The following is a 23287-nucleotide window of genomic DNA, read 5'->3' as shown; positions in this document are numbered from 1 at the left end:
GAATCACTTCCATTTTTCCAAAGCGTGAGACGTAACTGTGAGTTTAAAAACTCTCTCAATTTCATCATGCAGCATAAATAGCTCTGATTTTAATCTTGCGCCGTCATATTTCATTCGCGACTCGGTAAAACCGTCATTGTCTAGGATCGCATGCAGGCCATTTAGCTTTTTAAAGCGCTCGGGCAACTCGAACAGGAGTGGTTGTAAATCGGCAGGTATACCAACCGGACCGGGTTGGACAATAACCCTGGATACAATGGTCGCATTTTTTAGCTGGCTTCGGGTTTCAAAAAAGGAATGCGTAAGCTCACCGCCGATCTTTCCAACCAATCCGAACACGGAGGGATTCAGGTAGTCAGAAAGCTCATCTCCCGTGTCAGGAAAAACCGCGTCGAGGTAACGAACACCCACTCGGTCCGTATAGCTCAGGCCGCCGACGGTCGAGTCGATAATCCGCAGCCCTTCGAGAAGCCGCTGCGAGAAAGTTTCGAATACATCGTATTCGGTTGCCATATAGGTCAGGGAATCCTGAAGCAGGATGAACCCGAGCGTTTTTTCCATGTTGGAAAACACGTACTGAGCAACGGCAGTCGCGGGCACGGCTTGTCCGCCCTCCATCGATCCCGCCAAATTCAGGCTGAAGGTTTGGGCCATCACCTTCCTGAAGTCGGGATATCCCAACTTCCGCAACGCTTCCTGTATTGTGGGCGCGTAGTTATCCAAAGCTAGAAGCCGGTTAAACCGGACCTGCGCCAAGCCAAGATACACCGGCGCGCGGCTCATTTTCTTGCTCATCGGATCCCCTTCGCTTGACGCTTTACTTGACACTTTACATTCGACTTTACAAGTGGAAGAAAGGTTAAAATGTTCCATAAAACATGGTCCTTTTAGTAGGAAAGGGTCGCGTAGTGGTGAGCCCCTTTATCGGCCCGTTGATCCATTCCGCTTTCGTGGCAGCGTTGCGCGCTCATTGCGATCGGCGCTTACTTCATCTCTTCCAACAGCTTCCGCGCTTCGCCCAACAACTCTTGTATCCCCCTTCGCTCGGCGATCGCATCCCCGGTGAACAGGCCGTGCTTGCGCGCGTTCCGGTTCGCCGTTGGCGCGCCGGATCCCGGTGCACCGCCGTGCATGCGGCAGCGCTTCTTGCCGTGCACCGCCGGGGAGCGGCAGGCGGCGCCGCAGCGGGTCTTGGCGCCGCACCGCGGGCTCGCCAGCATCGGGCCGGTGTTACCGATGTGATCGCTCATGCCTGTGCTTCCCGCTTGGCATCGGCGGAATCGCGCCGTCGCTTGAACCCGGGGCCCTCGGCGCATTCCGCGCCGCCGGCGCCGGTTTTTTCTCCGATACGATCACGCTCGCATGCTGCGTGACGTTGCCGACGATGGCCTTGCCGCCGTCGCCGACCGAGACGTTCTGCACGGTGATGGCAGGCTCGCCATGGGCTCGATGGCGGGCGAGCGCCTCGATCTGGGCGGGAAACGTGCGGGCGAGCCGGCCCAAGGCGCGCGCGGCGCCGTCGTGCTGGGCGATGTCGTTCGCAGTCGCCAGGTGCTGGGCGCATCGCATCGCCATCACGTGAACCGACACCATCTGCGCCACCAGCATGGCCTCGACGGAATCCCGGGGGCGGATGCTCTTCACCATCGCGATCATGAAGGAGAGATTGACCTCATCGACGCTCCCGCCGCTGATGCTGGCCCTCACCAGTTGCCGGAGGATGCCATCCATCGCGTCGCGGTCGGCCACCCCCAGCGCTTTCGCCATCAGCTGTTCGCCGAGTTCGGGATCGGGGTGGTCGATGGAGAATCCGTGCGGCATAAGCTTGATCCGCGGGGCCGCGGCAGCGCTGGTCGGGTCGGTTACGGCGATCGCCGTTGGCATGGCGAGGTCCGGTGCGGTGTTCATGTCGATACTCCCTGGCAGGCGCGCGGCCACGCGCGAGGCGAAGCGTTCGCCGCGGCGAGCCGGTGCAGTTTCAATGGCGGGTGTGGATGTTTAGACCGCAATCGCAAGCGACGCGGCCCGTTGCGGGGCGGCGGGTTGTTTACACGATTTCGGAATATTGAAAGAATACCCCTGATTTGCCCGACGCGTCAAGCTGTTTTTCCGAATGCCGGCAGCCATCAGCTACTTTGCATGGGGTTGTTTTCGATAATTTGGCCCAGCGCACCTGTCGCAGGCGCAGCTTCCGAATCCCTTTCCGCCTGCCTCAGCCTGAAATGCCCGAACGCCGTCGCGATCGGCTTGGCCGCATCCTCCTGCCAGGCCTGGGCCTGGAAGGCGACGATGCGCTGGCCTTGCCGGACGATCGAGACATTCGCAAAGCTGTCGAGCGCGCGGCCGGAGCGCAGATAGTTGATGGTCAGCCCGATCGGCTTCGGCGGCGTTGCACTGCCGAGCTCGCGCGCCACGCCGACGATCGCCGTCGTCTCCAGGAACGCGCCGGTGATGCCGCCGTGGATGGCGGGCAGGATCGGATTGCCGATGATCTTCGGCGAGAAGGGCATGTGCAGCACGCCGTCCCCGGTGACGCGGATGCCGAGGCAGCGGGCGAAGGGACTTTTGGCGAACGGGCCCGACTCCTCTTCGGGCGCGTCGAGAAGGGGCACCTCGTGAGCCGCCCTGTCCTGCAGCATGTTGGTGCGGTTGGCGCCGACCATGAAGCAGGCAGCCGCCGTGGCGACCGGGTCCTGCTCGGTCTCCTGATAGGCGGTCGCGCGCACGAAGGCGATCGAGCGCGTGACGTGATAGCAGACCGCGTGTGCCTTGACGTCGAGGCCGGGTTTGGCCGGCTTCTGGTAGTCGATGCGCAGGTCGAGCGTCGCGATGGCGCGGCTGCCGTCGAGCGCGAGCTGCACCGCCATGCCGCAGCTTTCGTCGAGCATGGCGGTGACGACGCCGCCGTGGATCACGCCGGTTTCGGTGTCGCCGGCGAACACGGTCTGGTAGGGCAGGCTGGACCAGGCTTCGCCGCGCTCGGCGCGATCGATGCGAAGTCCGCTGGCACGGCCATAGGTCGAGCGGCGTTCGGCGATGGCTCTTACCAGTTGTTCGAACGGCAGCGGCTGGCCGTCATAGGTCGAGATTTCGGACATGACGGCGGTTTAGCATGCCGGCGCGATCCGGCAATACGCATGAGGCGCCGGCATCGGCGGAGGTGGTTGTGGTGGCAAAAATCTGCCTCTATTGGATTCGAGGCGGCATGCGGGAGTGCAATATATGGGCGGCTTGGTGATCAGTGGCGGCCGGGTGGTGGATCCCGCGAGCGGAATGGACGCCATCGGCGACGTGGCGGTCGTCGACGGCCGGATCGCCGGCGTCGGCACCGGGCTCGGCAGCGCCGAGCGGACGATCGACGCGACCGGGCTCGTGGTGGCGCCGGGCTTCATCGACCTGCACGCACATGGCCAGTCGATTCCCGCCGACCGCATGCAGGCGTTCGACGGCGTGACGACGACGCTCGACCTCGAGGCCGGCGTGCTGCCGGTGTCATCCTGGTATCGGCGCCAGGCCGACAAGGGGCGCGTGCTCAATTACGGCGCCGCCGCCAACTGGGCCTTTGCGCGCATCGGCGCGATGACCGGCTCGAACGCGGAAAGCTCGCTGGAGGCGTTCGGCAACGCCATGCGCGACCGGCGCTGGATCGACAACGTGGCGAGCGAAGCGGAGGTTGCCGGGATTCTGGATCGCCTTGCCGTCGGCCTGAACGAGGGCGGCATCGGCATCGGCATTCTCAACGCTTATGCGCCGGGCGCCGGCGTGCAGGAACTGACCGCGGTGTGCCAGCTCGCGGCCGCGCACAATGTCGCGACCTTCACGCATGTCGCCTACATGTCGCGCATCGATCCCGAGAGTGCGGCCGAGGCCTATATCCGCCTGATCGGCTATGCCGGCGCCACCGGCGCGCACATGCACATCTGTCACTTCAATTCGTCGAGCAAGACCGACATCGAGCGTTGCGTGGCGCTGATCGCCAAGGCGCAGGCGCAAGGCCTTCCGATCACCGTGGAAGCCTATCCCTACGGCACCGGCTCGACCGTGCTGGCCGCGGCCTTCTTCAGCGATCCCGAGTTCGAGGCGCGCAACGGCCTCGGCTACGATTCCGTGCAGCGCGTCACCGACGGCAAGCGCTTCCGCGACCGGGAGGAGCTGCTGGCCGCCCAGAAGCAGGAGCCCTCGACGCTCGTGCTGTGGCATGTCCTGGATATCGAGAACAATCCGCATCATCGCGACCTCCTCGACATGGCGGTGCTGTATCCCGGTGGCGCCATCGCCTCCGACGCAATGCCCTGGACGCTGTCGGACGGCAAGCCCTACACCGGCGAGGCCTGGCCGCTGCCGGAGGACGCCACCTCGCATCCGCGCTCCGCCGGCTGCTTCACCCGTTTCATCCGCGAATGGGTGCGCGAGCGGCGGAAAGTGTCGCTGCTGGAAGGGTTACGCAAATGCGGGCTGATCCCGGCGGAGATCCTTTCCGCGAGCACGCCCGCGATGCGTGCCAAGGGCAGGCTGCAGGCGGGCGCGGACGCCGACATCGTCGTGTTCGATTTCGAGAAGCTCTCCGATCGCGCGACGTTCTCGGCGATGAACCGTCCGTCGGAGGGTGTGCGGCATCTGATCGTCAGCGGCCAGCCGCTGATATCGGACGGCGTATTGGACGTGGCCGCGCGACCGGGTAAGCCGGTGCGCCGGCCCGTTGCCGCGAGCTGATCGTGCCGGTCCCGATCCTCCTGGTGACGGGCTTCCTCGGCGCCGGCAAGACCACGGTCGTCAATCATCTGCTGGCGCATGCGGAAGGGCGGCGCATCGCCGCCGTGGTCAACGATTTCGGCGCGATCAATATCGACGCGGAGCTGATCGCCGGCGCCAGCAATGGCGTAGTCAGCCTCGCCAATGGCTGCATCTGCTGCTCGCTGGAAGGCGATCTCCTGCGCACGCTCGCCGCGCTGCTGCGGCGCGACCCGCGGCCGGAGTTCATCGTGATCGAGACCAGCGGCATCGCCGATCCCGCCGATATCGTCCGCAACCTGATGGATCCCCTGATCTGGCAGGAAGCGCCGCTGGAAACGGTGCTGTGTGTGCTCGACGCGACGACAACGGCGGAGGCGTTGAACGACGACGCGCTGTTGCGTTCCCAGCTGCGGGCGGCCGATGTGGTGGCGCTCAGCAAGGTCGATCTGGCGGGCGCAGCCGCTCGCGCGGAACTGCGCGAGGCCGTTCGCGCGCTGCACCCGGCGGCCGTGGTGGTAGATGCCCTCAATGGCGAAGTCCCGGCCGCTCTGGTCTTTCCGGTGGACGTCGACCGCGCGCTGGCACCGCGCGAGGTCAGGCCGCGGCGGCCGGCGGCCGATCGGTTCGAAACGCTGAGCTGGACATCGGAGCGGCCGGTGTCGCTGCCGCGCCTGCAGCAGGCGATCGGCCGTCTGGCGCCGAAGCTCGCGCGCGCCAAAGGCCTGTTCCAAACGGTGGAGCAGCCCGGCCGCCTGATGGTGTTTCAGCTCGCCGGCGGGCGGGCGACGCTGGCGCCGGGCGGGGCGCGTCCGGCCGGAGTGCCGCGGGTGCGGATCGTCTTCGTTGCCGAGATCGGGGTTCTCTCGGCGGCCGAGATCGATGACATCATGCAGGCGTGCGTCGTCGGCTGATCGGACTTGACCTGTTCGATAACGCTGTCGCCCTCGCGCGCGATTTCGTGATATTCTCGGCTGAGTCCGACGGCTTGCCCCTTAGCGAATGACGATCACCCGCCGTGATGCCCTGCTCAGAACCGCGGCGCTTGCGTCTGCAAGCCTGCTTCCGGCTGTGCCGGCGCTGGCCTCGCCATCCCTGAGATCCACGCGCAGCGGCGACATCGACAGATCCCTGCACGCCGCCGTCGCCGCCCGCGAAATCCCCGGCGTGGTTGCGATGGCAGCGAGCGCCGATTCGCTGCTCTACGAAGGCGCCGTCGGCCTGCGCGGGGCGGGGGCGGATGCGCGCATGAGCACCGACACGGTCTTCCGCATCGCCTCGATGGTGAAGCTGCTGACGTCGGTGGCGGCGATGCAGCTGGTCGAGCGCGGCCGCCTGAAGCTGGACGAGCCGGCCGGCAATATCGATCCCGTGCTGTCGGCGCCGCGCGTTCTCACCGGCTTCGACGACAAGGGCGCGCCGCAGCTGCGCGAAGCGCGCGAGCACCTGACGCTGCGCAATCTGCTGACGCACACCTCCGGTCTGTCGTATCCGCTGTGGGACACGAACGTGCTGCGCTACGTCCAGTTCGTGCGAGCTAAGAAGGGCAAGGACCTGCCGCGCACGCCGCTGATGTTCGAGCCGGGCGCGAAATGGGCCTATGGCAGCAGCATCGACCGCGTCAGCCGCATGGTGGAGATCGCGAGCGGGCAGGGCATCGATCGCTATTTCCGCGACAACATCACCGGGCCGCTCGGGATGAACGACACCGGATTCACCATCACCGAGAAGCAACGGGCGCGGCAGGCGCGGCTGCACCGGCGCGGCGCCGACGGCAGACTGGTGGCGCAGCCGTTCGAGAAGCTGGAGGCGCCGGCCGCTTTCTCGGGCGGCGGCGGCATCTATTCCACCGCGCCCGATTATCTGAGGCTGTTGCAGGCGCTGCTGAGCGGCGGCAGCCTCGCCGGGACGAAGATCCTCAAGGCCGAAACCGTGGCGCAGATGGCCCTGAACCAGATCGGCCATCTCGAAGCCGGCATCATGAAGACGACCAACCCGGCGCTGTCGAACGACGTCGATTTCTTCCCCGGCACGCGGCTGCGCTGGGGGCTCGGCCACATGATCAATGCCGATGCCGTGGCCGGCGGCCGCAAGGCCGGCAGCCTCACCTGGGCGGGGCTATACAACACCTATTACTGGATCGACCCGGCGACGCGCGTGGCCGGCGTCATCATGATGCAGATTTTGCCGTTCGCCGACCGACAGGCGCTGAAGGTTTACCGCGAATTCGAGCACGGCATTTGCCGCGCTGCCCGCCGGGTCTGACGATACGGATTGTCAGTTTGAATAAATGGCCGCCGCCCGCGGTAATAACCTCGTGAAGTGGCATTAACCCCGCAGGCTGCCTGTTATTTCACCTGATGGCGCGTAGCCGGATGCAGAACCTTTTGGCTCGCCAAGCGACATACTCAAACGGCGCTACTTCGGGGCATCTTCGCCATGACGACCTTCCGTCCGACTGAAATTCAGCAACTTGCAATTCAGGCCAGGCTCAGTTTCGCGCTGGGCGCCCGCGTCTATGACGACGTCTTTGCCGGGTTCGAGATTCTGGACATCGCCGGCGGCGAGCTCCGGGGCTGGGCCACGTCGGAATACCGCGCGGCGGTCATCGATATCCATTTCTCGGACGAGGTCGCGCGCATCGCGGAGGGCGTCACGCGGCAGCCGGTGCGGCGTACCAGCTTCGTGCTGCGCGGCCTGAGGCATGAGACCGAACAGCAGCCGGCCTGGGACTTCGACGCATGCGCGCCGGAAGCGATCGCATTTTTCCCGAGCACTTCCAAGCGCCGCGCCATCATCGCGCGCAGCAAGGGCGTGAGATCGCTGCGCAGGAAGCCGCTGCGCTCGCGGTCGTAGAGGTTCGCCGCCGGCATCGCCGATTGCGCCGGCGGGCTTTGATGATACAACCTCGGCCGATGCTTCCGCCGATGAGCGCCGCATGGCCACCGTCCTGATCGTCGCCCCGGTCTTCGCCCTGATCGCGGCGGGTTATGCGGCCGTGCTGTTCCGCTTCGTTTCCGAGACCGCCAACAAGGGCATTTCGGAGTTCGCCTTCAGCATCGCGATCCCTGCGCTGCTGTTTCGCACCGTCGTCGTGTCGGAGTTTCCCGCAGTCAGCGCCTTCCAGGTGTGGGGTGCCTATTACGGCGCGCTGGCACTGGTCTGGATCGCCGCGCTGCTGCTATCGAGGCTGCTTCGGCAGGAGCGCGAGGACGGCCCGGTCTTTGCGATCGGCTCGGTCTACGGCAATATCGTGATGCTCGGCATCCCGCTGACGCTCTCGGCACTGGGCAGCCAGGCGGCGGGGCCGATGGCCCTGATCCTGTCGGTGAATACGCCGCTGCTCTGGCTGTGCGGCACCCTGCAGATGGCGTGGATGGACCGCAAACGCTCCGGCTCGGCTGCTTCGCTGATCCTGCCCATCGTGGTCGATCTCGCCCGCAACCCGATCATGATTGCGATTGGCCTCGGCCTGCTCTGGCGCCTGACCGGGCTTGGCCTGCATCCGGTCGTCGACAAGACCGTCGAATTGCTGGCGCAGGCCGGCTCGCCGACGGCCCTCATCGCACTCGGCATCAACCTGTTCCGGTTCGAGATCCGCGGCGCCAAGCTCGGCGTCGTCGCGATCTGCGCGCTGAAGCTGCTGGCGATGCCGGCGCTGGCCTGGATGCTGGCGCATCTGCTGCAATTGCCGCCGCTGGTGACGGGCGTGGTCGTCCTGTTTGCGGCCATGCCGACCGGGGCCAACGCCTATATATTCGCGATTCAATACCAGCGCCTCGTCAACCCCGTCTCGGGCAGCGTCGCCCTCGGCACCATGCTGGCGGCGGCGACGCTTCCCATCATGGTGCTGCTGGTGACCGCGGCGTCGCGCTGACGTCCAACCTCCCTATGGCCCGATCGCGTTCTTCGCCACCACGTCCCGATAGAACGCCGCGCTCAGCTTCGGCGTGCGCGCTTGCGTCTGGAAATCGACGTGGTAGACGCCGAAGCGCTTCTCGTAGCCGAAGATCCACTCGAAATTGTCCATCAGGCTCCAGAGGAAATAGCCCTTCACCGGCACGCCCTCCGAGGTCGCGCGCTGCAACTGCGTCAGGTAGTTGCGCAGGAAGCTGATGCGGTCGAGGTCGTAGACCTTGCCGTTGTCGTGCAGCTTGTCCTCCGATGACGTGCCGTTCTCGCTGATATAGATCGTATCGATGTCCCAGATCTTCGCAGCGATCTTCGGCGCCCAGTAGATCACCTCGGGGCCGATGCGCAGCCATTCCGAGTTCATGTGCGGGAAGGACGACGGGAACGGCAGCACGTCCCAGCCGGGCTTCTTGTCGGATGCGGCGATGTAGAACTGCGGCGCGTAGATGTTGAGGCCGACGAAGTCGGTCTTCGAGCCGATGATCTTCAGTTCGTCCGCCGTGAATTTCGGCGCGTCCTTGCCGGCATATTCCAGATAGCCGTCGGTGTACTTGCCTTCCAGCGTCACGCCGAGCAGGCCGGCGTTCAGCTCGCGCGTCGCCATTTCCGTCGCACGGATGTGCTCCGGCGTCGCGAACGCCGGCACGCAGGCCGCGATGTTCTCGGCGATGCCGACCTTCGTTCCCTTGCGAGCGCCGGCGCGGATTGCCTGCACGGCATGGCCGTGGCCGAGCACGACGTTGTGGCGCGCCTGGTTCAGTTCGCCGGCCGGCAGTTTCAGGCCGGGTGCGTCGATGCCCCAGCCATAGCCGAAATTGAGGAAACGCCCGGCTTCGTTGATCGTGAAGATGTTCTTGACGCGGTCGCTGATACGCGCGGCGACATATCTGGAATAATCGCCGAATGCCTTCGACGTGTCGCTGGAGCGCCAGCCGCCGACGCGGTCCTCCAGCGCCTGCGGCAGATCCCAGTGATAGAGCGTCGCATAGGGCTCGATGCCGTTTGCGAGCAGCTCGTCGATCAGGCGGTGGTAGAAATCGAGGCCCGTGGGATTTGCTGCGCCGGTGCCTTCGGGAAACACGCGCGGCCAGGCGATCGAGAAGCGATAGGCCTCGACGCCGAGTCGCTTGATGAGCTGCACGTCTTCCTTGTAGCGGTAGTAGTGCTCGTTGGCGCGGTCGCCATTGCTGTGGTCGGCAATTTTGCCGGTGGTGTGGGAGAAAGTGTCCCAGATCGAGGGACCGCGGCCGTCCTCGTTGACCGCACCTTCGATCTGGTACGAAGATGTGGCGGTGCCCCACACGAAGCCTTTTGGAAACGGCGCCGGGGCAAAGCGATCATGGGCTGGCTTGCCTTTTCTCTCCGCCGCGCCGGCGGGCAATGCCATGGCGAGCGAGGATAGTCCGACAAGCTTTGCGAAGTGCCGGCGTGAAAATCTCGATACCATCGGATGAAACCTCAACCTAACTGATCGATCCGACGGCCGCAGGATAGGGCGGGCGGTCCAGGTCGCGCGTCATTCCGTCAGTTCGATCGAATTCACCTCGCACCAGTCGCGCAACGCCTTCTCGGCCGCCTGCGATTCGTATTCGTACCAGCGATCGCGGGCATTTCTCCTGATGAGCAGGGCCTTGAAATTGCGATAGGCGCCGCGTCGGCTGAAAATGCGGCGAACCTCGCCGGAGTCCCGCGGCAGGAACTCGTCCACAAAGGCGATCGCCAGCGGCTTGCCGAGGTCAAGCTCGCGCTTGTCGGGAATATCGACATATTTCTCTTCGTCGTCGACATCGTCCGGCAGCTCGTCGTTGAGATCCTCGAAGTCGGGATGATCGGAGTGCGTATAGATCTTGCCCGTTTCCCTGCAGAGAACGGCGCGATAGTTGTACCCTCCGGTCGCGTCGAGGAATCCGAAAGCGTCGAGTATTTCCTTGAAGCTGACGGGCATGGATTTGCAGAAGCCTGGGGAGCAAGGTTCGTCAGCTTACCCGATCAGGCGTCGTCTGGCACGTCCCTGTATCTGACGCGATGCATAAGCCCCTCAGAGAGGGCAATGCGATAGACCGCTTCGGCGAAGCGTCGGTCGCGCGACAGGGCCTCGAGCGGGCCGTCGCACAATCGGCTCGGCAATTCGTACAGGGCGTCCTCCAGAAGGGTGCGATCGCAAGGCACGTTGGCGCCAGCCGTCATCGCGAAGTGGCCGGGCATATAGAGCCGGGTCGCCAGTACCGCTCCCTCGGGCATCGAGCTTTCGAGTCCGACATCCATCAGCCAGATTTTCTGGGCCCCGTGCAGCAAATCGGATGCAACCAAGCCAGCGATTTCATGGCGCCCATCGATCAGGAGGACGGAAAACCTTGACTCCTGCATCGCATCCAGCATGAGCGCCTCGTCCGATCCCGCTGCAAATCGGGCCGATCTGGCGTAGCGGTCGATCGCTCTCGACCGCGGCGGCGCTGCGGTGTGAATGGCGAGATCGAGAACGTAGTTCATCTCTTCCATATCGTCGAGAACCAGCGTTTTGCCGTGCGCCAGCCCTAGCTTGCGCGCTTCCCGCAAGATCGCGTCGTCCGAAACCAGCCTTGTAAGCTCGTCGTTGATCCGCCGGCTTATCTCGCGCAGGGTGCGATAGCGGGCCAGCACTCCCTCGCGGCTGGTGGGCAGGTCGACAAGATCGGGTTTCTGCAAGGCGAAGGCCATGGAATTTTGCTCCGCGGTCGACATGCGACGTCAGCGTTCGTCCGAATTGGTTAGTCCAGCCGCGCGATTCGCGGAACGGCTCTGGATCGGCTTGCCGCACTTTTCCACCCGGCCGACGAACATGTGATCGCGCCGCCTTTCATGGCAGGCTGCACCCGGGGTAAAACGTGATAGACGGGGCCGGATCAACCGAAGCAAGACCTGCGATGAACCTCGACATGACCCGCCGCACCCTGCTGCAAATGGCCGGCGCCGCTTCCCTGGCTGCGGCGGCCTCCGCCGCCGCACGCGCCGAAGGAAACGGAGCAGGCGGCCCGACCTTCGCCAACCGCACCCCGATGCGGGTCGGCATGGTGACGCTGCGGGTACGCAAGCTCGATCTGGTCGCCGATTACTACCGCGACGTCATTGGAATGGCCGTGCTGGAGCGCGGCGCGACCTCGGCGACGCTGGGGGCGGGCGGGGTGAAGCTGCTCGTTCTCGAGGCGTATCCGGATGCAGCCGAGGAATCCAGGCGCGCCGCCGGCCTCTATCACACCGCCTTCCTGATGCCGACGCGCGAGGATCTGGCGCGCTGGCTGGTGCATGCGGCGATCCATCGCGTGCCGCTGTCGGGCTTTGCCGATCACCGCGTCAGCGAATCCGTCTATCTCGACGACCCCGAGGGCAACGGCATCGAGGTCTATGCCGACCGCGATCCGGCGCTGTGGCAATGGAATGCCGGCACCGTGACCATGGGCACCGACCAGCTCGACATCGACGATCTGGTGTCGCTCACGAATACCAAGGTCAGCGATTACGCCAAGGCGCCCGACGGCCTGCGCATCGGCCACATGCATCTTCGCGTCGGCGACCTTGCGCAGGCGGGTGGCTTCTATCGTACTACCATCGGTTTCGATCCGACCCGCGAACGGCAGGGCGCGGCATTCCTTTCCTCCGGCCAATACCACCACCATCTCGGCCTCAATGTCTGGCAGAGCGCCGGCGCGGGTCGCCGCGACGACAAGGCCACGGGCCTTGCCTGGTTCTCGCTGGAGATCGAGAAGCCTGATCTGTTCGCGGCCCAAGAGGAGCGGCTGCGCAAGGCCGGCCGGGAGATCGCGGCCGTTCCGGGCGGCATTTAAGTCAGCGACCCCTGGGGGACGCGGGTGCGGTTGATCCGGCTGTAACTTCCCGTTCTCAACGGCTTACGCCCGGTTCCGGGCCTGTGTGACCTTTTGCACATAAGCCGCCGATGCATTCGCCTAAGGTCCCTGTCAGGCGGATCGAACGACCGTTCTCCAACTTCCCATCCCGTCTAATGGGGTTCACTCACAGGGGCTTGCAATGAAAAAGATTGCCTTGATGCTTGTCGCTGCCGCAACGCTTGCGGCTTCCGTTTCCGCGCCGGCCGAAGCGCGCGGCGTGCGCGTGGTGCGTCCGGCCGCTGCCGTTGCCGCTGCAGCCGCTGCTGCGATCGCCGCCGACGCCTACATCTACGGCGGCTACGGCTACTACGCTCCCGGCGTCGTCCACTACGGCGGCCCCGGCTGGTACGGCTATCCGGCCGTTCGTTACGGCTGGTGATGCCCACGATGGCCCGGAGTTCCTGGCTCCGGGCCATCTCGTTTTGACGCGCGTTTGACCTGTGCGCGCGCCCGGTTCTAAGATCGCCGCGTCATGATCGATTTTCACGGCGTCTTTCCCTACCTCGTCTCTCCCATCGATCCATCCGGCCAGATCCGCACGAAAGTGCTGGAGCGGCTTTGCGACGATCTCATCGCGGCCGGCGTGCACGGTCTGACGCCGCTCGGCTCGACCGGCGAATTCGCTTATCTCAATGCCGCGCAGCGCAAGGCAGTCGTCGAGACCACCATCGCGGCGGCAAAGGGGCGCGTGCCCGTGGTCGCCGGCGTCGTCTCGACCTCGACGGCGGATGCGGTGGCGCAGGCGAGGGCCTATCAGAAGCTCGGCGCCGACGGAATCCTCGCCATCCTCGAAGCCTATTTTCCGCTTCCCGATGCCGGCGTCGAAGCCTATTTCCGCGCGATTGCGGATGCTGTCGACATTCCCGTCGTCATCTACACCAATCCGCAATTCCAGCGCTCCGATCTGACGCTCGACGTCATCGAGCGCCTCGCGGCGCATCCGCGCATCGGTTACATCAAGGATGCTTCCACCAACACCGGCCGGCTGCTCTCGATCATGAATCGCTGCGGCGACGGGATCAAGGTGTTCGCCGCCTCGGCCCACATTCCCGCCGCGGTGATGCTGATCGGAGGGCTGGGCTGGATGGCCGGGCCTGCCTGCATCATCCCGCGCCAGAGCGTTGCGCTCTACGAGCTGTGCCGCGCCAAGCGCTGGGACGAGGCAATGGCGCTGCAGCGCAGGTTGTGGCGGGTCAACGAAGCGTTTGCGCGTTTCAACCTCGCCGCCTGCATCAAGGCGGGGCTTGCCATCCAGGGCTATGACGTTGGCGACCCCGTTCCGCCGCAGGCCGCGCTGACGGCAGGGCAGCGCAAGGTGGTGGAAGCGGTGTTGCAGGAGCTCGGCTAGCCCGCTGCGGCGAGAGCTCGCTCGATCAAATTCGAGCGCATTCCCGTCATCAAGAAACCTCCCGGCGGCTTCCGCGTTTGTTGCCCGGGAGAAAGCTCATGAATCGCCGCCTTGTCATCGTCCTCGCTGTCGCTGCCGGTCTCTTGCTGGCATTTGCCGCAGGTAATCTGCGCTTCTCGGTCTGGACCGAGCCGAATGTCCGCGCCGTGGAGCAGCGCGGTCCGCTGTCGGAAGCCGAGCGGGCCAATATCGAGATGTTCGAGCGGGTCTCGCCTTCGGTGGTGCAGGTGGCGGCGCAATCCGCGGCCAATCCGCTGAGCGAGGAGACGGAAGGTGGCGGTGGCGCCGCTTCCGGCACCGGCTTCGTCTGGGACGATGCAGGCCACGTCGTCACCAACAATCACGTGGTGCAGAACGCCCGCGAAGTCGCGATCCGCCTGGCCTCGGGCGAAGCGGTTCGCGCCGGGCTGGTCGGCACGGCGTCGAACTACGACCTTGCGGTGCTGCGGATTCGCGGTGCCCGCAAATTGCCGCCGCCGCTCGCCATCGGCAGCTCCTCCGACCTCAAGGTCGGGCAGTTCGCCTTCGCGGTCGGCAATCCCTTTGGCCTCGATCAGTCCATGTCCAGCGGCATCATCAGCGCGCTGAAGCGGCGGCTGCCTACCTCGAGCGGGCGCGAGATCGCCAACGTGATCCAGACCGACACCGCGATCAATCCCGGCAACTCCGGCGGACCGCTGCTCGACTCCGCCGGCCGGCTGATCGGCGTGACCACGGCGATCCTCTCGCCATCGGGCTCCAGTGCCGGCATCGGCTTTGCCGTCCCGGTGGACATCGTCAACCGCGTCGTGCCCGAGCTGATCCGCAACGGCCGGGTGCCGACGCCCGGCATCGGCATCGTCGCCGCCAGCGAGACGGTTGCCACCCGCCTCGGCAGCGAAGGCGTGATCGTGGTGCGCACGGCGCCGGGCTCGCCAGCCGAGCGCGCCGGCATCCGCGGCGTCGATCTTGCGACCGGGGCTCTCGGCGACGTGATCACGGCGGTGGACGGCAAGCAGGTGCACCGGCTCTCCGACCTCACCGATCAGATCGAGCAGGTCGGCGCCGGCAAGACGGTGCGCCTCAGTCTCAAGCGCGGCTCCGAGAAGCGGGACGTCGAGGTTGCCGTCGTCGATATCGGCCAGCGATAAGACTTGCCTGAGAGCGAACAAGTCGTCACGGCGTGCGGCTGAGCCGCACGGATGCATGCAGCCTTGTATCCGGCATCGGTTGTTTTGCGGCCAAAAATCGCTAAAACCCTGCCGCGAATTGGAAACGCCTTAAGGACATGCGAATGAACATTCTTCCCGGCAATCTACGTTTTGGCGCGGGCAAGCCGATCAAGCGTTTGGAAGACCAGAGACTGCTCACCGGGAAGGGAGCGTTCATCGACGACAAGCCGGAGGACGGCGCGCTCTGGCTCCATGTGCTGCGCTCGCCGCACGCGCATGCGAGGATTCTCTCGATCGACACCGCTGATGCCGTAAAGATGCCCGGCGTCGCCGCGGTCTATACCGGCGCCGACCTCGTCAAGGACAATATCGGCTCGCTGCCGACCCTGGATATCTTCAAGCGGCTCGACGGCTCGCCGATGACAGTGCCGCCGCGACGCCTGCTCGCCCATGAAATTGTGCGCTTCGCAGGTGAAGGCGTGGCGGCGGTGGTGGCGCATTCGCGGCTGGAGGCGCAGAGCGCGGCCGAGGCGATCGCTGTCGAATACGAGGTGCTGCCGGCGGTGGTCGATCCCGTGGAGGCCACCAAGCCCGGCGCGCCGGTGGTGTGGCCCGACGCGCCCGACAACATCGTGGCGGCGATGAGCTATGGCGATGCCGCCAAGGTCGAGGAAGTCTTCTCCAGGGCCGCGCACACGGTTTCGCTGGATATCGTCAGCCAGCGCCTGGTGCCCTCGGCGATGGAGCCGCGCTCGACGATTGCGGAAGTCGAGAAGGGAACGGGCAGGTTGCTGCTCCATACGCAGTCACAGACACCGGCTTCGACCCGCGATCTCCTGGCGGGCGCCATCCTGAAGCGTCCGCCCGACAGCGTGCGCGTGCTGGTCGGCGATATCGGCGGCGGCTTCGGCCAGAAGACCAGCATCTATCCCGAGGACGGCATCGTCGCCTATGCCGCCGTGAAGCTGAACAAAAAGATCCGCTGGCGCGGCGACCGCACCGACGAGTTTTTGGGCGGCACCCATGGCCGCGACCTCACCTCGACCGGCGAATTCGCGCTCGACGCCAAGGGAAGGGTGCTGGCCTATCGCGTGCGCTCGATCGGCGCGACCGGCGCCTACTCCTCGGGCACCGGCAACATCATCCCGCTGGTGCTCGGCCCGTTCGTGCAGACCGGAGTCTACGATCTTCCGCTGGTACACTATGAGGTCAAGACGGTGATGACCCATACTGCGCCGGTCGGCGCCTATCGCGGCGCGGGGCGGCCGGAAGGTGTGTTCATCGTCGAGCGGCTGATGGATGCGGCCGCGCGCCAGCTCGGCATGGATCCGCGCACCATCCGGAAAGCCAACTACATCAAGCCGGCGCAGCTGCCTTATACCAATGCCGTCGGCCAGGTGTATGACAGCGGCGCGTTCGCGCACATGCTTTCGCGCGCGTCTGAACTCGCCGACTGGGACGGCTTTGCCGCCCGCAAGCGCGCGGCGAAGAAGCGCGGCATGCTCTATGGCCGCGGGCTCACGTCCTACATCGAGTGGACCGGCGGCCGGGCGCACAACGAGAAGGTCAGCCTGCACGCCACCGGCGAGGGGCGCGTCATCCTGCATTCCGCCACCATGGCGATGGGGCAGGGGCTGCAGACCACCTACAGCCAGATGGTGTCGGACGCGCTCGGCATTCCCCTCGACAGGATCGACGTGGTGCAGGGCGACACCGATCTGGCCACCGGTTTCGGCAGCGTCGGCTCGCGCTCGCTGTTCGTCGGCGGCACGGCGGTGGCGGTTTCCTCAGGCGACATGATCAACAAGGCGCGCGAGAAGGCCGCGAATCTGCTCGAAGCCTCGGTCGGAGACATCGAGTATCGCGACGGCTGGCTCACCGTGGTCGGCACCGACAGGCGCATCAATTTGTTCGAGATCGCGAAGAAGGAAGGCACCGGAAAACTCTCGGTCGACAGCGAGGGCGAGGTCGACGGGCCGAGCTGGCCGAACGGCACGCATATCTGCGAGGTCGAGATCGATCCGGAGACCGGCGTCACCAGGGTGGTGCGCTACACCACGGTCGACGACGTCGGCGTCGCCGTCAATCCGATGCTGGTGACCGGCCAGGTGCATGGCGGCGTCGCGCAGGGCATTGGCCAGGCGCTGTACGAGGGCGTGGCCTACAGCGAGGAAGGCCAGCTGCTCACCGCGAGCTACCAGGACTATTGCCTGCCGCGCGCCGACGACATCCCGCCGATCGCGGTGACGCTCGATCCGTCGGCGCCGTGCAAGACCAATCCGCTGGGCGCCAAGGGCTGCGGCGAATCCGGCGCCATCGGCGGGCCGCCCTGCATCACCAACGGCGTGATGGATGCGCTATCGGAGCTCGGCATCAAGCAGCTCAACACGCCGCTGACGCCGGCAAAAATCTGGCAGGCGATCCGGGACGCGGGGGCGGGAGAGTAGTATCCGTCATTCCGGGGCGCCTCGAAGAGGCGAACCCGGAATCTCGAGGTTCCGGGTTCAGCGCTGCGCGTTGCCCCGGAACGACACGGGAATCAAATCCCAAGCACCATCTTGGCGATGATCTCGCGCTGGATTTCCGACGAGCCGCCGAAGATCGTCCAGGCGCGTCCGTTGAGATATTCCGGCACCACCGTCAGCATTTCCTCCGGCACCGGCGGCTCGTGATTGAGGCGGTAGAGCGGACGCACCGGCTCCACCGCAAGGGCGTCGTGGCCGATCACGTCGACGCCGAGCCGCGTCACCGCCTGGCGGATTTCGCTGTTGCGCAGCTTCAGGATCGACGACACCGCGCCGGGGTTTTGCCCGGTCTGCAGCGCCGACAGCACGCGCAGCTCGGTCATTTCCAGCGCGTCGATATCGACCTCGATCTCCGACATGCGCAGCGAAATGTCGGGATCGTCGATGGCGCGGCCGGTGACGCCGGATTCGGCGAGGTCGGAAATCGTGCGCAGCGCCTCGCGCAGCTTGGCCGAGGCGATGCCGGCGCCGCGCTCGAACTCCAGCAGGTATTTTCCATAGGTCCAGCCCTTGCCTTCCTCGCCGACGCGGTTGGCGACGGGCACGCGGACGTCGTCGAAGAACACCTGGTTGACCTCGTGATCGCCGCCGATGGTGAGGATCGGCCTTATCGTGATGCCCGGCGTCTTCATGTCGATCAGGATGAAGCTGATGCCGTCCTGCTGCCGCTCGGTCTCGTTGGTGCGCACCAGCGCGAACATGCGGTTGGCGTGATGCGCATGCGTGGTCCAGATCTTGGTGCCATTGACGATGTAATCGTCGCCGTCGCGCACCGCGCGCGTCTTCAGCGAGGCGAGGTCGGAGCCCGAGCCCGGCTCGGAATAGCCCTGGCACCAATAGTCCTCGCCGGAGAGGATGCGCGGCAGGTAGAAATTCTTCTGCTCGGGCGAGCCGAACCCGATGATGACGGGCCCGACCATCTTGACGCCCATCACGTTGACATTGGGCACGCCGGCGCGGGCGCATTCGGCTTCGAAGATCCAGCGCTGCGCCGGCGTCCAGTCCGGGCCGCCATATTGCACCGGCCAGCCCGGCGCGCCCCAGCCTCTCTTGTGCAGCGCGCGCTGCCAGGCCATGCCGATATCGGGATCGGAGAACACCGACGGTGTCAGCGCGGTGGCGCGTTTCATCTCGCCGGTCAGGTTCGCGGCGATGAAGTCGCGGACTTCCTTCTCGAACGCGCGCTCCTCGGTGCTGAAGCTGAGATCCATATTCGCCTCCTTCAGGCCTGGGCGCGTCCGCCGAGGGCGGCGTGACGGCGATAATGATGGGCGCTGCCGCCGAACAGCGTGTCGAAGGCGAGCAGGCGCTTGAAATAGAGGCCGATGTCGAGCTCTTCCGTGACGCCCATGGCGCCGTGCAACTGCACCGATTGCTCGGCGACGAAGCGCGCGCAGTTGCCGATCTTGGCCTTTGCGCCCGAGGCGGCGCGGCTGCGCGCAATCGGTTCGGCATCGGCCATCAGCGCCGCCCGCAGGGCCATCGAGCGCGCCTCGTCGCATTGCATCGCTATGTCGGCGAGGCGGTGGCGGATCACCTGGTTGGCCGACAGCGGCCGGCCGAACTGCTTCCTGATCTTGGTATATTCCAGCGTGGTGTCGAGCAGCGTCTGCATGATGCCGACGGCCTCGGCGCCGAGCGCGGCGATCGCGCGGTCGACCGCCGCCTCGATCGCCGGCAGTGCATCGCCGCCGTCGCCGAGCAGCGCATCGGGAGGCAAATGCACATCGCGCAGATCGAGGCTGCAGGCGCGTCCGCCGCCGAGCCGCGGATAATCGTGTAGCGTCATCCCCGGCGTTCCCGCCGGCACCAGGAACAGGCAGAGCTTTCCGGACGAGCCGTTGGCGTTGACGATGCGGGCGGAAACGACGATCTGGTTCGCGGCCTGGCCGTCCAGCACCGCGACCTTGCGGCCATTCAGTCGAAAACCGTTCGCTGTCTTCGTCGCCGTCGTCTCGACCTTGCCGAGGTCGAAGCGTGAAGCGCGCTCGGCATGCGCGAAGGTAAGGAGCAATGATCCCTGGGCAACCATCGGCAGCAGCGCCTGCTTCTGTGCCTCGCTGCCACTGCTTCCGATCAGCCCGGCGCCGATCACGACCGTGGAGAGATAGGGCTCGGACACCAGCCCGCGCCCGAACGCCTCCATCAGAATGCCGACCTCGACCGCGCCGCCGCCGAGGCCGCCATGCGCCTCGGCGATCGGCAGCGCCAGCCAGCCGAGCTCGGCGAATTTCTGCCAGATCGCCGCGCTGAAGCCGTTCGGCTCCGCCGCGGTCTTGCGGCGATGCTCGGCGCTGTAGGTCTCGCCGACGAAACGGTCGGCGCTTTCGCGCAGCAGGCGCTGCTCGTCGCTGAGGGTGAGGTCCATCTCTAAAGTTTCGCCGTGGTGGGTTTGCGTACGGATGGATGCAGGCCCGACGGGTCCACCACCATCCCGAATTCCTGAAGATTGTGCGCGTGACAGAGCTGATGCAGCGCAAAGGCCTGCTCGATGGCGGCCGGCTGGCCCATGACGTCGACCGAGCGGTTCACCGCTTCCTTGGTCAGCTTCAGTGCAAAGGACGGCTTGGCTGCGATCTTCCCGGCCAGCTTCAGCACGAAGGATGACAGTTCCTCGCGCGGCACGACATGGTTGACCATGCCGAGCCTGTGCGCTTCTTCCGCGGTCCAGACATCTGATGTGAACAGCATCTCCTTGGCCTTGCGCGGACCGAGCTCCCAGGGGTGCACGAACCACTCGACGCCGCAGACGCCCATGGTGACGACGGGATCGCAGAACTCGGCATCGTGGCTTGCGACGATGAGGTCGCACGCCCAGGCCAGCATCAGGCCGCCGGCGATGCACTTGCCGTGCACCTCGGCGATCGTCGGCTTCGCCAGATTGCGCCAGCGGCGGGTGATCTGCAGATATATTTCCTGCTCGCGGGCGAAGCGGCCGTGCGCGTTGGGCTCGGCGAAGCCGCCCCAATTTCCGACCGGTGGAAAATCGACGCCCGCTTCGTTCTTCCCGCCGGGGCGCAGGTCGTGGCCGGAGGAAAAATGAGGCCCGTTGCCGGCGAGGACGATGACCTTGACCGCGTCGTCCTGCACCATCCGGTCGAATGCGGCGTTGAGGTCGTAGGTCATCTGCAGGTTCTGCGCGTTGCGCGCCTCGGGCCGGTTCATCACGATCCGCGCGATGCGCGGATCGGGCCGTTCCACGATGATCGTCTCGTACTCCATGGCGTCGCCTCTGCGTTTCCTTGTTCTTGTCGCGCCATGTTGTTATTTCGGCGAGCGACAGGCAAGGGCGGAGCAATGCAATTCGCTCACATCGTCATTCCACATTGCGCAAGTGCGCAATGGGGACGCCGCGCAGAACCCCGGAATGACGGCTGAGAAACTTGCACATCCCGTGAACCTGATCTGCTACCCTGCGACAAAATATGCCGGGAGTTAAAGATGCGAAAGTTCTTCACGATCGTTGCGACGCTGTCCTGCCTCAGCCTGACCAATTGCGGCTACAACGCCATCCAGGCCAATGACGAGCAGGCCAAGTCGGGCTGGTCGGAGGTGGTCAACCAGTACCAGCGCCGCGCCGACCTGGTGCCGAACCTGGTCAATTCCGTGAAGGGCTTTGCGCAGCAGGAAAAAGACGTGCTGCTCGGGGTCACCAATGCGCGCGCCAGGGTCGGCAGCATCCAGGCGACGCCCGAGGTCTTGAACGATCCGGCCGCCTTCCAGAAGTTCACGCAGGCGCAAGGCGAGCTCTCCAGCGCGCTGTCGCGTCTTCTGGTCGTCACCGAAAACTATCCGCAGCTGAAATCGGATGCGCTGTTCAAGGACCTGATGGCGCAGCTGGAGGGCACCGAGAACCGCATCACGGTGGCGCGCAACCGCTATATCAAGGCGGTGCAGGACTATAATGTCGGCATCCGCACTTTCCCGAACAACCTCACCGCCATGGCGTTCGGCTACAAGGAGAAGCCGAACTTCTCGGTCGCCAACGAGAAGGAAATCTCGGTCGCGCCGAAGGTGGACTTCAACCCGACGCCCGCTCCCACTCCCACCAAGTAAGCGCGCGAGGCGGCGATTTTCCCATGAAGGTGCTGCGTGCCGTTGTGATGGCGCTGCTGCTGGGCTGGGTGCTTCCAGCCGTGGCGCTGGTCGCGGTGCCGCAACTCACCGGTCGCGTGGTCGACCAGACGGGCACACTTTCCAGCGGCGACGCTGCGCAACTGACCCAAAGGCTCGCCGATCTCGAGCGGCGCAAAGGCAGCCAGATCGCGGTGCTGATCGTGCCCACCACCGACGGCGAGCCGATCGAGCAGTTCTCGCTGCGCGTGGCTGAGGCCTGGAAGATCGGCCGCAAGAAGGTCGACGACGGTGCGCTGCTCGTCGTCGCCAAGAACGACCGGCGTCTGCGCATCGAGGTCGGCTACGGCCTCGAAGGCGTGCTGACCGACGTCACCACCAAGCGTATCATCGACGAAGCGATCACGCCGAAATTCAAGAGCGGCGATTTTGCCGGCGGCGTATCCGACGGCGTCAACCGCATGATCGGCCTCATCAACGGCGAGAAACTGCCGGAGCCGGAACCCGCGCATTGGGACGGCTCCGGCTTGACCGACGCCTTTCCGTTCTGGCTGGCGCTCGCCTTCGTGGTCAGCGGCATGCTGCGCGGTCTGCTCGGGCGGTTGATCGGATCGATCGCGACCGGCGTCTTCGTGGCGGGTCTGGCCTGGTACCTGGTCGGGATACTCAGCATTGCGCTTGGCGCCGGCGCGTTGGCATTCGTCATTGCCATGTTCATCGACTTCGCCTCGTCGAGCGGCCGTGGCAGCGGCGGCTGGTCGGGCAGCAGCGGAAGCAGCTCGAGCAGCAGCTCCAGTTCCAGCGGCGGCTTCAGCGGCGGCGGGGGCAGTTTCGGCGGCGGCGGCGCATCGGGGAGCTGGTAGCATGGGCATCGCTCGCATCGGCAGGCATCTCGTTCACCACCGCTGGAAGCAGCGCCGTCTCTTTCCGCCGAAGGCGCTCGCGCGCATCGAGCGGGCCATCGAGGCGGGCGAGGCGACGCATTCCGGCCAGGTCCGCTTCGTCGTGGAAGGCGCGCTGGACGGCGCGCCGCTGTTCCGCGACCAGCCGGCGCGCGAGCGCGCGCTCGACATCTTCTCGCAGCTGCGCGTCTGGGACACCGAACACAACAACGGTGTGCTGATCTACCTGCTGCTGGCCGATCGCGACGTCGAGATCGTCGCCGACCGCGGCATCGACGCCAGGGTCGGCACGGCCGGCTGGGAGAAGATCTGCACCGCGATGGAAAAGGATTTCCGCGCCGGCTTGTTCGAGCATGGCGTCATCGAGGGCATCCAGGAAGTCTCGCAGCTGCTGGCGCAGCATTTCCCGAAGGGACCGGGCGGCAGCAACGAACTGCCCGACGCGCCCGTGGTGTTGTGACGCAACTGCCGTAGCAACTGCTGTAGGGTGGGCAAAGGCGCCCTTGCGCCGTGCCCACCTTCCACGGAACACTGCGTTTGATGCGAAGGATATCAAAGGAATGTTCGGTGAGCGAAAGGTGGGCACGCTTCCGAGGCTGGGCAAGTATTCGGAAGGCCTGTCAACTCGTAGAAAGTTCATTCTCTGCACTGCTTGCGCAATGACGGCAACAGAATATTTTCGGCGCTATGGCGTCGGACT

General features: G+C 65.3%; 23 protein-coding genes. 13 read left to right on the top strand and 10 right to left on the bottom strand.

From position 1 onward, the window contains the following. Nucleotides 1–3: 3 nt before the first annotated feature. From ACT4OC_RS27305 to ACT4OC_RS27290, 4 genes are all read right to left on the bottom strand, one after another. Entirely contained in the window at nt 4–795 is a 792-nt protein-coding gene (locus ACT4OC_RS27305) for a TIGR04255 family protein (protein ID WP_444842162.1), read from the bottom strand. 188 nt (nt 796–983) lie between these two features. Next, the gene (locus ACT4OC_RS27300; RefSeq protein ID WP_444842161.1) at nt 984–1250 is read right to left on the bottom strand and encodes an HGGxSTG domain-containing protein; all 267 of its coding nucleotides are present in this window, start codon (nt 1248–1250) and stop codon (nt 984–986) included. Continuing rightward, complete coding sequence (locus ACT4OC_RS27295) at nt 1231–1908, bottom strand: hypothetical protein (RefSeq protein ID WP_444842160.1); 678 nt, start codon at nt 1906–1908, stop codon at nt 1231–1233. Before ACT4OC_RS27295 ends, ACT4OC_RS27300 begins: the two co-directional genes overlap by 20 nt. Before the next feature lie 218 nt (nt 1909–2126). After that, the gene (locus ACT4OC_RS27290; protein ID WP_444842159.1) at nt 2127–3098 is read right to left on the bottom strand and encodes a PaaI family thioesterase; all 972 of its coding nucleotides are present in this window, start codon (nt 3096–3098) and stop codon (nt 2127–2129) included. A gap of 124 nt (nt 3099–3222) precedes the next feature. On the opposite strand from ACT4OC_RS27290, the gene ACT4OC_RS27285 reads away from it, so the two are divergent. The 5 genes from ACT4OC_RS27285 (at nt 3223) to ACT4OC_RS27265 (ending at nt 8608) form a co-directional block, all read left to right on the top strand. After that, complete coding sequence (locus ACT4OC_RS27285; RefSeq protein WP_444842158.1) at nt 3223–4713, top strand: amidohydrolase family protein; 1491 nt, start codon at nt 3223–3225, stop codon at nt 4711–4713. 2 nt (nt 4714–4715) lie between these two features. After that, nucleotides 4716–5645: a CobW family GTP-binding protein gene (locus tag ACT4OC_RS27280; RefSeq protein WP_444842157.1), complete on the top strand. Its 930-nt coding sequence runs from the start codon at nt 4716–4718 to the stop codon at nt 5643–5645. An 88-nt stretch (nt 5646–5733) separates the two neighbouring features. After that, nucleotides 5734–6996 carry a serine hydrolase domain-containing protein gene (locus tag ACT4OC_RS27275; RefSeq protein WP_444842156.1) on the top strand — a complete coding sequence of 421 codons (1263 nt, stop codon included), beginning with the start codon at nt 5734–5736 and terminating at the stop codon, nt 6994–6996. Nucleotides 6997–7170: 174 nt separating this feature from the next. After that, nucleotides 7171–7587 carry a hypothetical protein gene (locus tag ACT4OC_RS27270; protein WP_444842155.1) on the top strand — a complete coding sequence of 139 codons (417 nt, stop codon included), beginning with the start codon at nt 7171–7173 and terminating at the stop codon, nt 7585–7587. 82 nt (nt 7588–7669) lie between these two features. Beyond that, nucleotides 7670–8608: an AEC family transporter gene (locus tag ACT4OC_RS27265; RefSeq protein ID WP_444842154.1), complete on the top strand. Its 939-nt coding sequence runs from the start codon at nt 7670–7672 to the stop codon at nt 8606–8608. A 12-nt stretch (nt 8609–8620) separates the two neighbouring features. On the opposite strand, the gene ACT4OC_RS27260 is transcribed toward ACT4OC_RS27265, so the two are convergent. The 3 genes from ACT4OC_RS27260 to ACT4OC_RS27250 form a co-directional block, all read right to left on the bottom strand. Next, on the bottom strand, nt 8621–10090 hold the full coding sequence (locus tag ACT4OC_RS27260; protein WP_444842153.1) for a GH1 family beta-glucosidase: 1470 nt from the start codon (nt 10088–10090) through the stop codon (nt 8621–8623). 69 nt (nt 10091–10159) lie between these two features. Then, nucleotides 10160–10588 (bottom strand): hypothetical protein, encoded by a 429-nt coding sequence (locus ACT4OC_RS27255; protein ID WP_444842152.1) that lies wholly within the window; start codon nt 10586–10588, stop codon nt 10160–10162. A 44-nt stretch (nt 10589–10632) separates the two neighbouring features. Then, nucleotides 10633–11340 (bottom strand): hypothetical protein, encoded by a 708-nt coding sequence (locus ACT4OC_RS27250; RefSeq protein WP_444842151.1) that lies wholly within the window; start codon nt 11338–11340, stop codon nt 10633–10635. A gap of 206 nt (nt 11341–11546) precedes the next feature. Here ACT4OC_RS27250 and ACT4OC_RS27245 point away from each other — a divergent pair, with 206 nt between their 5' ends. The 5 genes from ACT4OC_RS27245 to ACT4OC_RS27225 all read left to right on the top strand — a co-directional run bounded on the left by ACT4OC_RS27245 (nt 11547) and on the right by ACT4OC_RS27225 (nt 17533). Then, the gene (locus ACT4OC_RS27245; RefSeq protein WP_444842150.1) at nt 11547–12464 is read left to right on the top strand and encodes a VOC family protein; all 918 of its coding nucleotides are present in this window, start codon (nt 11547–11549) and stop codon (nt 12462–12464) included. A gap of 202 nt (nt 12465–12666) precedes the next feature. Then, nucleotides 12667–12906, top strand: coding sequence for a hypothetical protein (locus tag ACT4OC_RS27240; RefSeq protein WP_444842149.1), 240 nt, complete (start codon nt 12667–12669; stop codon nt 12904–12906). A 93-nt stretch (nt 12907–12999) separates the two neighbouring features. Then, nucleotides 13000–13875: a dihydrodipicolinate synthase family protein gene (locus ACT4OC_RS27235; RefSeq protein WP_444842148.1), complete on the top strand. Its 876-nt coding sequence runs from the start codon at nt 13000–13002 to the stop codon at nt 13873–13875. A gap of 98 nt (nt 13876–13973) precedes the next feature. Beyond that, a complete protein-coding gene (locus ACT4OC_RS27230; RefSeq protein ID WP_444842147.1) occupies nt 13974–15065 on the top strand; it encodes a S1C family serine protease in 1092 nt (363 codons plus the stop codon). A 143-nt stretch (nt 15066–15208) separates the two neighbouring features. Next, a complete protein-coding gene (locus tag ACT4OC_RS27225; RefSeq protein WP_444842146.1) occupies nt 15209–17533 on the top strand; it encodes a xanthine dehydrogenase family protein molybdopterin-binding subunit in 2325 nt (774 codons plus the stop codon). A 92-nt stretch (nt 17534–17625) separates the two neighbouring features. Here ACT4OC_RS27225 and ACT4OC_RS27220 read toward each other — a convergent pair whose 3' ends face one another. The 3 genes from ACT4OC_RS27220 to ACT4OC_RS27210 are packed head-to-tail and all read right to left on the bottom strand — an operon-like array spanning nt 17626 to nt 20833. Then, nucleotides 17626–18822, bottom strand: a complete 1197-nt coding sequence (locus ACT4OC_RS27220; protein WP_444842145.1) for an acyl-CoA dehydrogenase family protein — start codon at nt 18820–18822, stop codon at nt 17626–17628. Between the two features lie 11 nt (nt 18823–18833). Continuing rightward, nucleotides 18834–19979: an acyl-CoA dehydrogenase family protein gene (locus tag ACT4OC_RS27215; RefSeq protein WP_444842144.1), complete on the bottom strand. Its 1146-nt coding sequence runs from the start codon at nt 19977–19979 to the stop codon at nt 18834–18836. A gap of 2 nt (nt 19980–19981) precedes the next feature. Further along, the gene (locus tag ACT4OC_RS27210) at nt 19982–20833 is read right to left on the bottom strand and encodes an enoyl-CoA hydratase (RefSeq protein WP_444842143.1); all 852 of its coding nucleotides are present in this window, start codon (nt 20831–20833) and stop codon (nt 19982–19984) included. A 219-nt stretch (nt 20834–21052) separates the two neighbouring features. Between ACT4OC_RS27210 and ACT4OC_RS27205 the strand changes: the two genes are divergently transcribed. Genes ACT4OC_RS27205 through ACT4OC_RS27195 form a run of 3 tightly spaced genes read left to right on the top strand, consistent with a single transcriptional unit; the run spans nt 21053 to nt 23047 of the window. Beyond that, nucleotides 21053–21667: a LemA family protein gene (locus ACT4OC_RS27205; protein ID WP_444842142.1), complete on the top strand. Its 615-nt coding sequence runs from the start codon at nt 21053–21055 to the stop codon at nt 21665–21667. A 23-nt stretch (nt 21668–21690) separates the two neighbouring features. After that, nucleotides 21691–22548 carry a TPM domain-containing protein gene (locus ACT4OC_RS27200; RefSeq protein ID WP_444842141.1) on the top strand — a complete coding sequence of 286 codons (858 nt, stop codon included), beginning with the start codon at nt 21691–21693 and terminating at the stop codon, nt 22546–22548. Nucleotide 22549: 1 nt separating this feature from the next. Beyond that, a complete protein-coding gene (locus tag ACT4OC_RS27195; protein WP_444842140.1) occupies nt 22550–23047 on the top strand; it encodes a TPM domain-containing protein in 498 nt (165 codons plus the stop codon). Nucleotides 23048–23287: the final 240 nt, after the last annotated feature.

The organism is Bradyrhizobium sp. (genome assembly GCF_052389815.1).
Taxonomy (GTDB): domain Bacteria; phylum Pseudomonadota; class Alphaproteobacteria; order Rhizobiales; family Xanthobacteraceae; genus Bradyrhizobium.
The sequence above is the reverse complement of the archived record's forward strand: the minus strand, read 5'-3'. Positions and strand labels throughout refer to the sequence as shown.

Coding starts and splice junctions, on each gene's coding strand:
- ACT4OC_RS27240 (WP_444842149.1), top strand. CDS start 12,667: ATGAAAAAGATTGCCTTGATGCTTGTCGCTGCCGCAACGCTTGCGGCT.
- ACT4OC_RS27210 (WP_444842143.1), bottom strand. CDS start 20,833: ATGGAGTACGAGACGATCATCGTGGAACGGCCCGATCCGCGCATCGCG.
- ACT4OC_RS27295 (WP_444842160.1), bottom strand. CDS start 1,908: ATGAACACCGCACCGGACCTCGCCATGCCAACGGCGATCGCCGTAACC.
- ACT4OC_RS27255 (WP_444842152.1), bottom strand. CDS start 10,588: ATGCCCGTCAGCTTCAAGGAAATACTCGACGCTTTCGGATTCCTCGAC.
- ACT4OC_RS27305 (WP_444842162.1), bottom strand. CDS start 795: ATGAGCAAGAAAATGAGCCGCGCGCCGGTGTATCTTGGCTTGGCGCAG.
- ACT4OC_RS27290 (WP_444842159.1), bottom strand. CDS start 3,098: ATGTCCGAAATCTCGACCTATGACGGCCAGCCGCTGCCGTTCGAACAA.
- ACT4OC_RS27195 (WP_444842140.1), top strand. CDS start 22,550: ATGGGCATCGCTCGCATCGGCAGGCATCTCGTTCACCACCGCTGGAAG.
- ACT4OC_RS27250 (WP_444842151.1), bottom strand. CDS start 11,340: ATGGCCTTCGCCTTGCAGAAACCCGATCTTGTCGACCTGCCCACCAGC.
- ACT4OC_RS27275 (WP_444842156.1), top strand. CDS start 5,734: ATGACGATCACCCGCCGTGATGCCCTGCTCAGAACCGCGGCGCTTGCG.
- ACT4OC_RS27300 (WP_444842161.1), bottom strand. CDS start 1,250: ATGAGCGATCACATCGGTAACACCGGCCCGATGCTGGCGAGCCCGCGG.
- ACT4OC_RS27205 (WP_444842142.1), top strand. CDS start 21,053: ATGCGAAAGTTCTTCACGATCGTTGCGACGCTGTCCTGCCTCAGCCTG.
- ACT4OC_RS27270 (WP_444842155.1), top strand. CDS start 7,171: ATGACGACCTTCCGTCCGACTGAAATTCAGCAACTTGCAATTCAGGCC.
- ACT4OC_RS27265 (WP_444842154.1), top strand. CDS start 7,670: ATGGCCACCGTCCTGATCGTCGCCCCGGTCTTCGCCCTGATCGCGGCG.
- ACT4OC_RS27220 (WP_444842145.1), bottom strand. CDS start 18,822: ATGGATCTCAGCTTCAGCACCGAGGAGCGCGCGTTCGAGAAGGAAGTC.
- ACT4OC_RS27200 (WP_444842141.1), top strand. CDS start 21,691: ATGAAGGTGCTGCGTGCCGTTGTGATGGCGCTGCTGCTGGGCTGGGTG.
- ACT4OC_RS27230 (WP_444842147.1), top strand. CDS start 13,974: ATGAATCGCCGCCTTGTCATCGTCCTCGCTGTCGCTGCCGGTCTCTTG.
- ACT4OC_RS27235 (WP_444842148.1), top strand. CDS start 13,000: ATGATCGATTTTCACGGCGTCTTTCCCTACCTCGTCTCTCCCATCGAT.
- ACT4OC_RS27245 (WP_444842150.1), top strand. CDS start 11,547: ATGAACCTCGACATGACCCGCCGCACCCTGCTGCAAATGGCCGGCGCC.
- ACT4OC_RS27285 (WP_444842158.1), top strand. CDS start 3,223: ATGGGCGGCTTGGTGATCAGTGGCGGCCGGGTGGTGGATCCCGCGAGC.
- ACT4OC_RS27225 (WP_444842146.1), top strand. CDS start 15,209: ATGAACATTCTTCCCGGCAATCTACGTTTTGGCGCGGGCAAGCCGATC.
- ACT4OC_RS27215 (WP_444842144.1), bottom strand. CDS start 19,979: ATGGACCTCACCCTCAGCGACGAGCAGCGCCTGCTGCGCGAAAGCGCC.
- ACT4OC_RS27260 (WP_444842153.1), bottom strand. CDS start 10,090: ATGGTATCGAGATTTTCACGCCGGCACTTCGCAAAGCTTGTCGGACTA.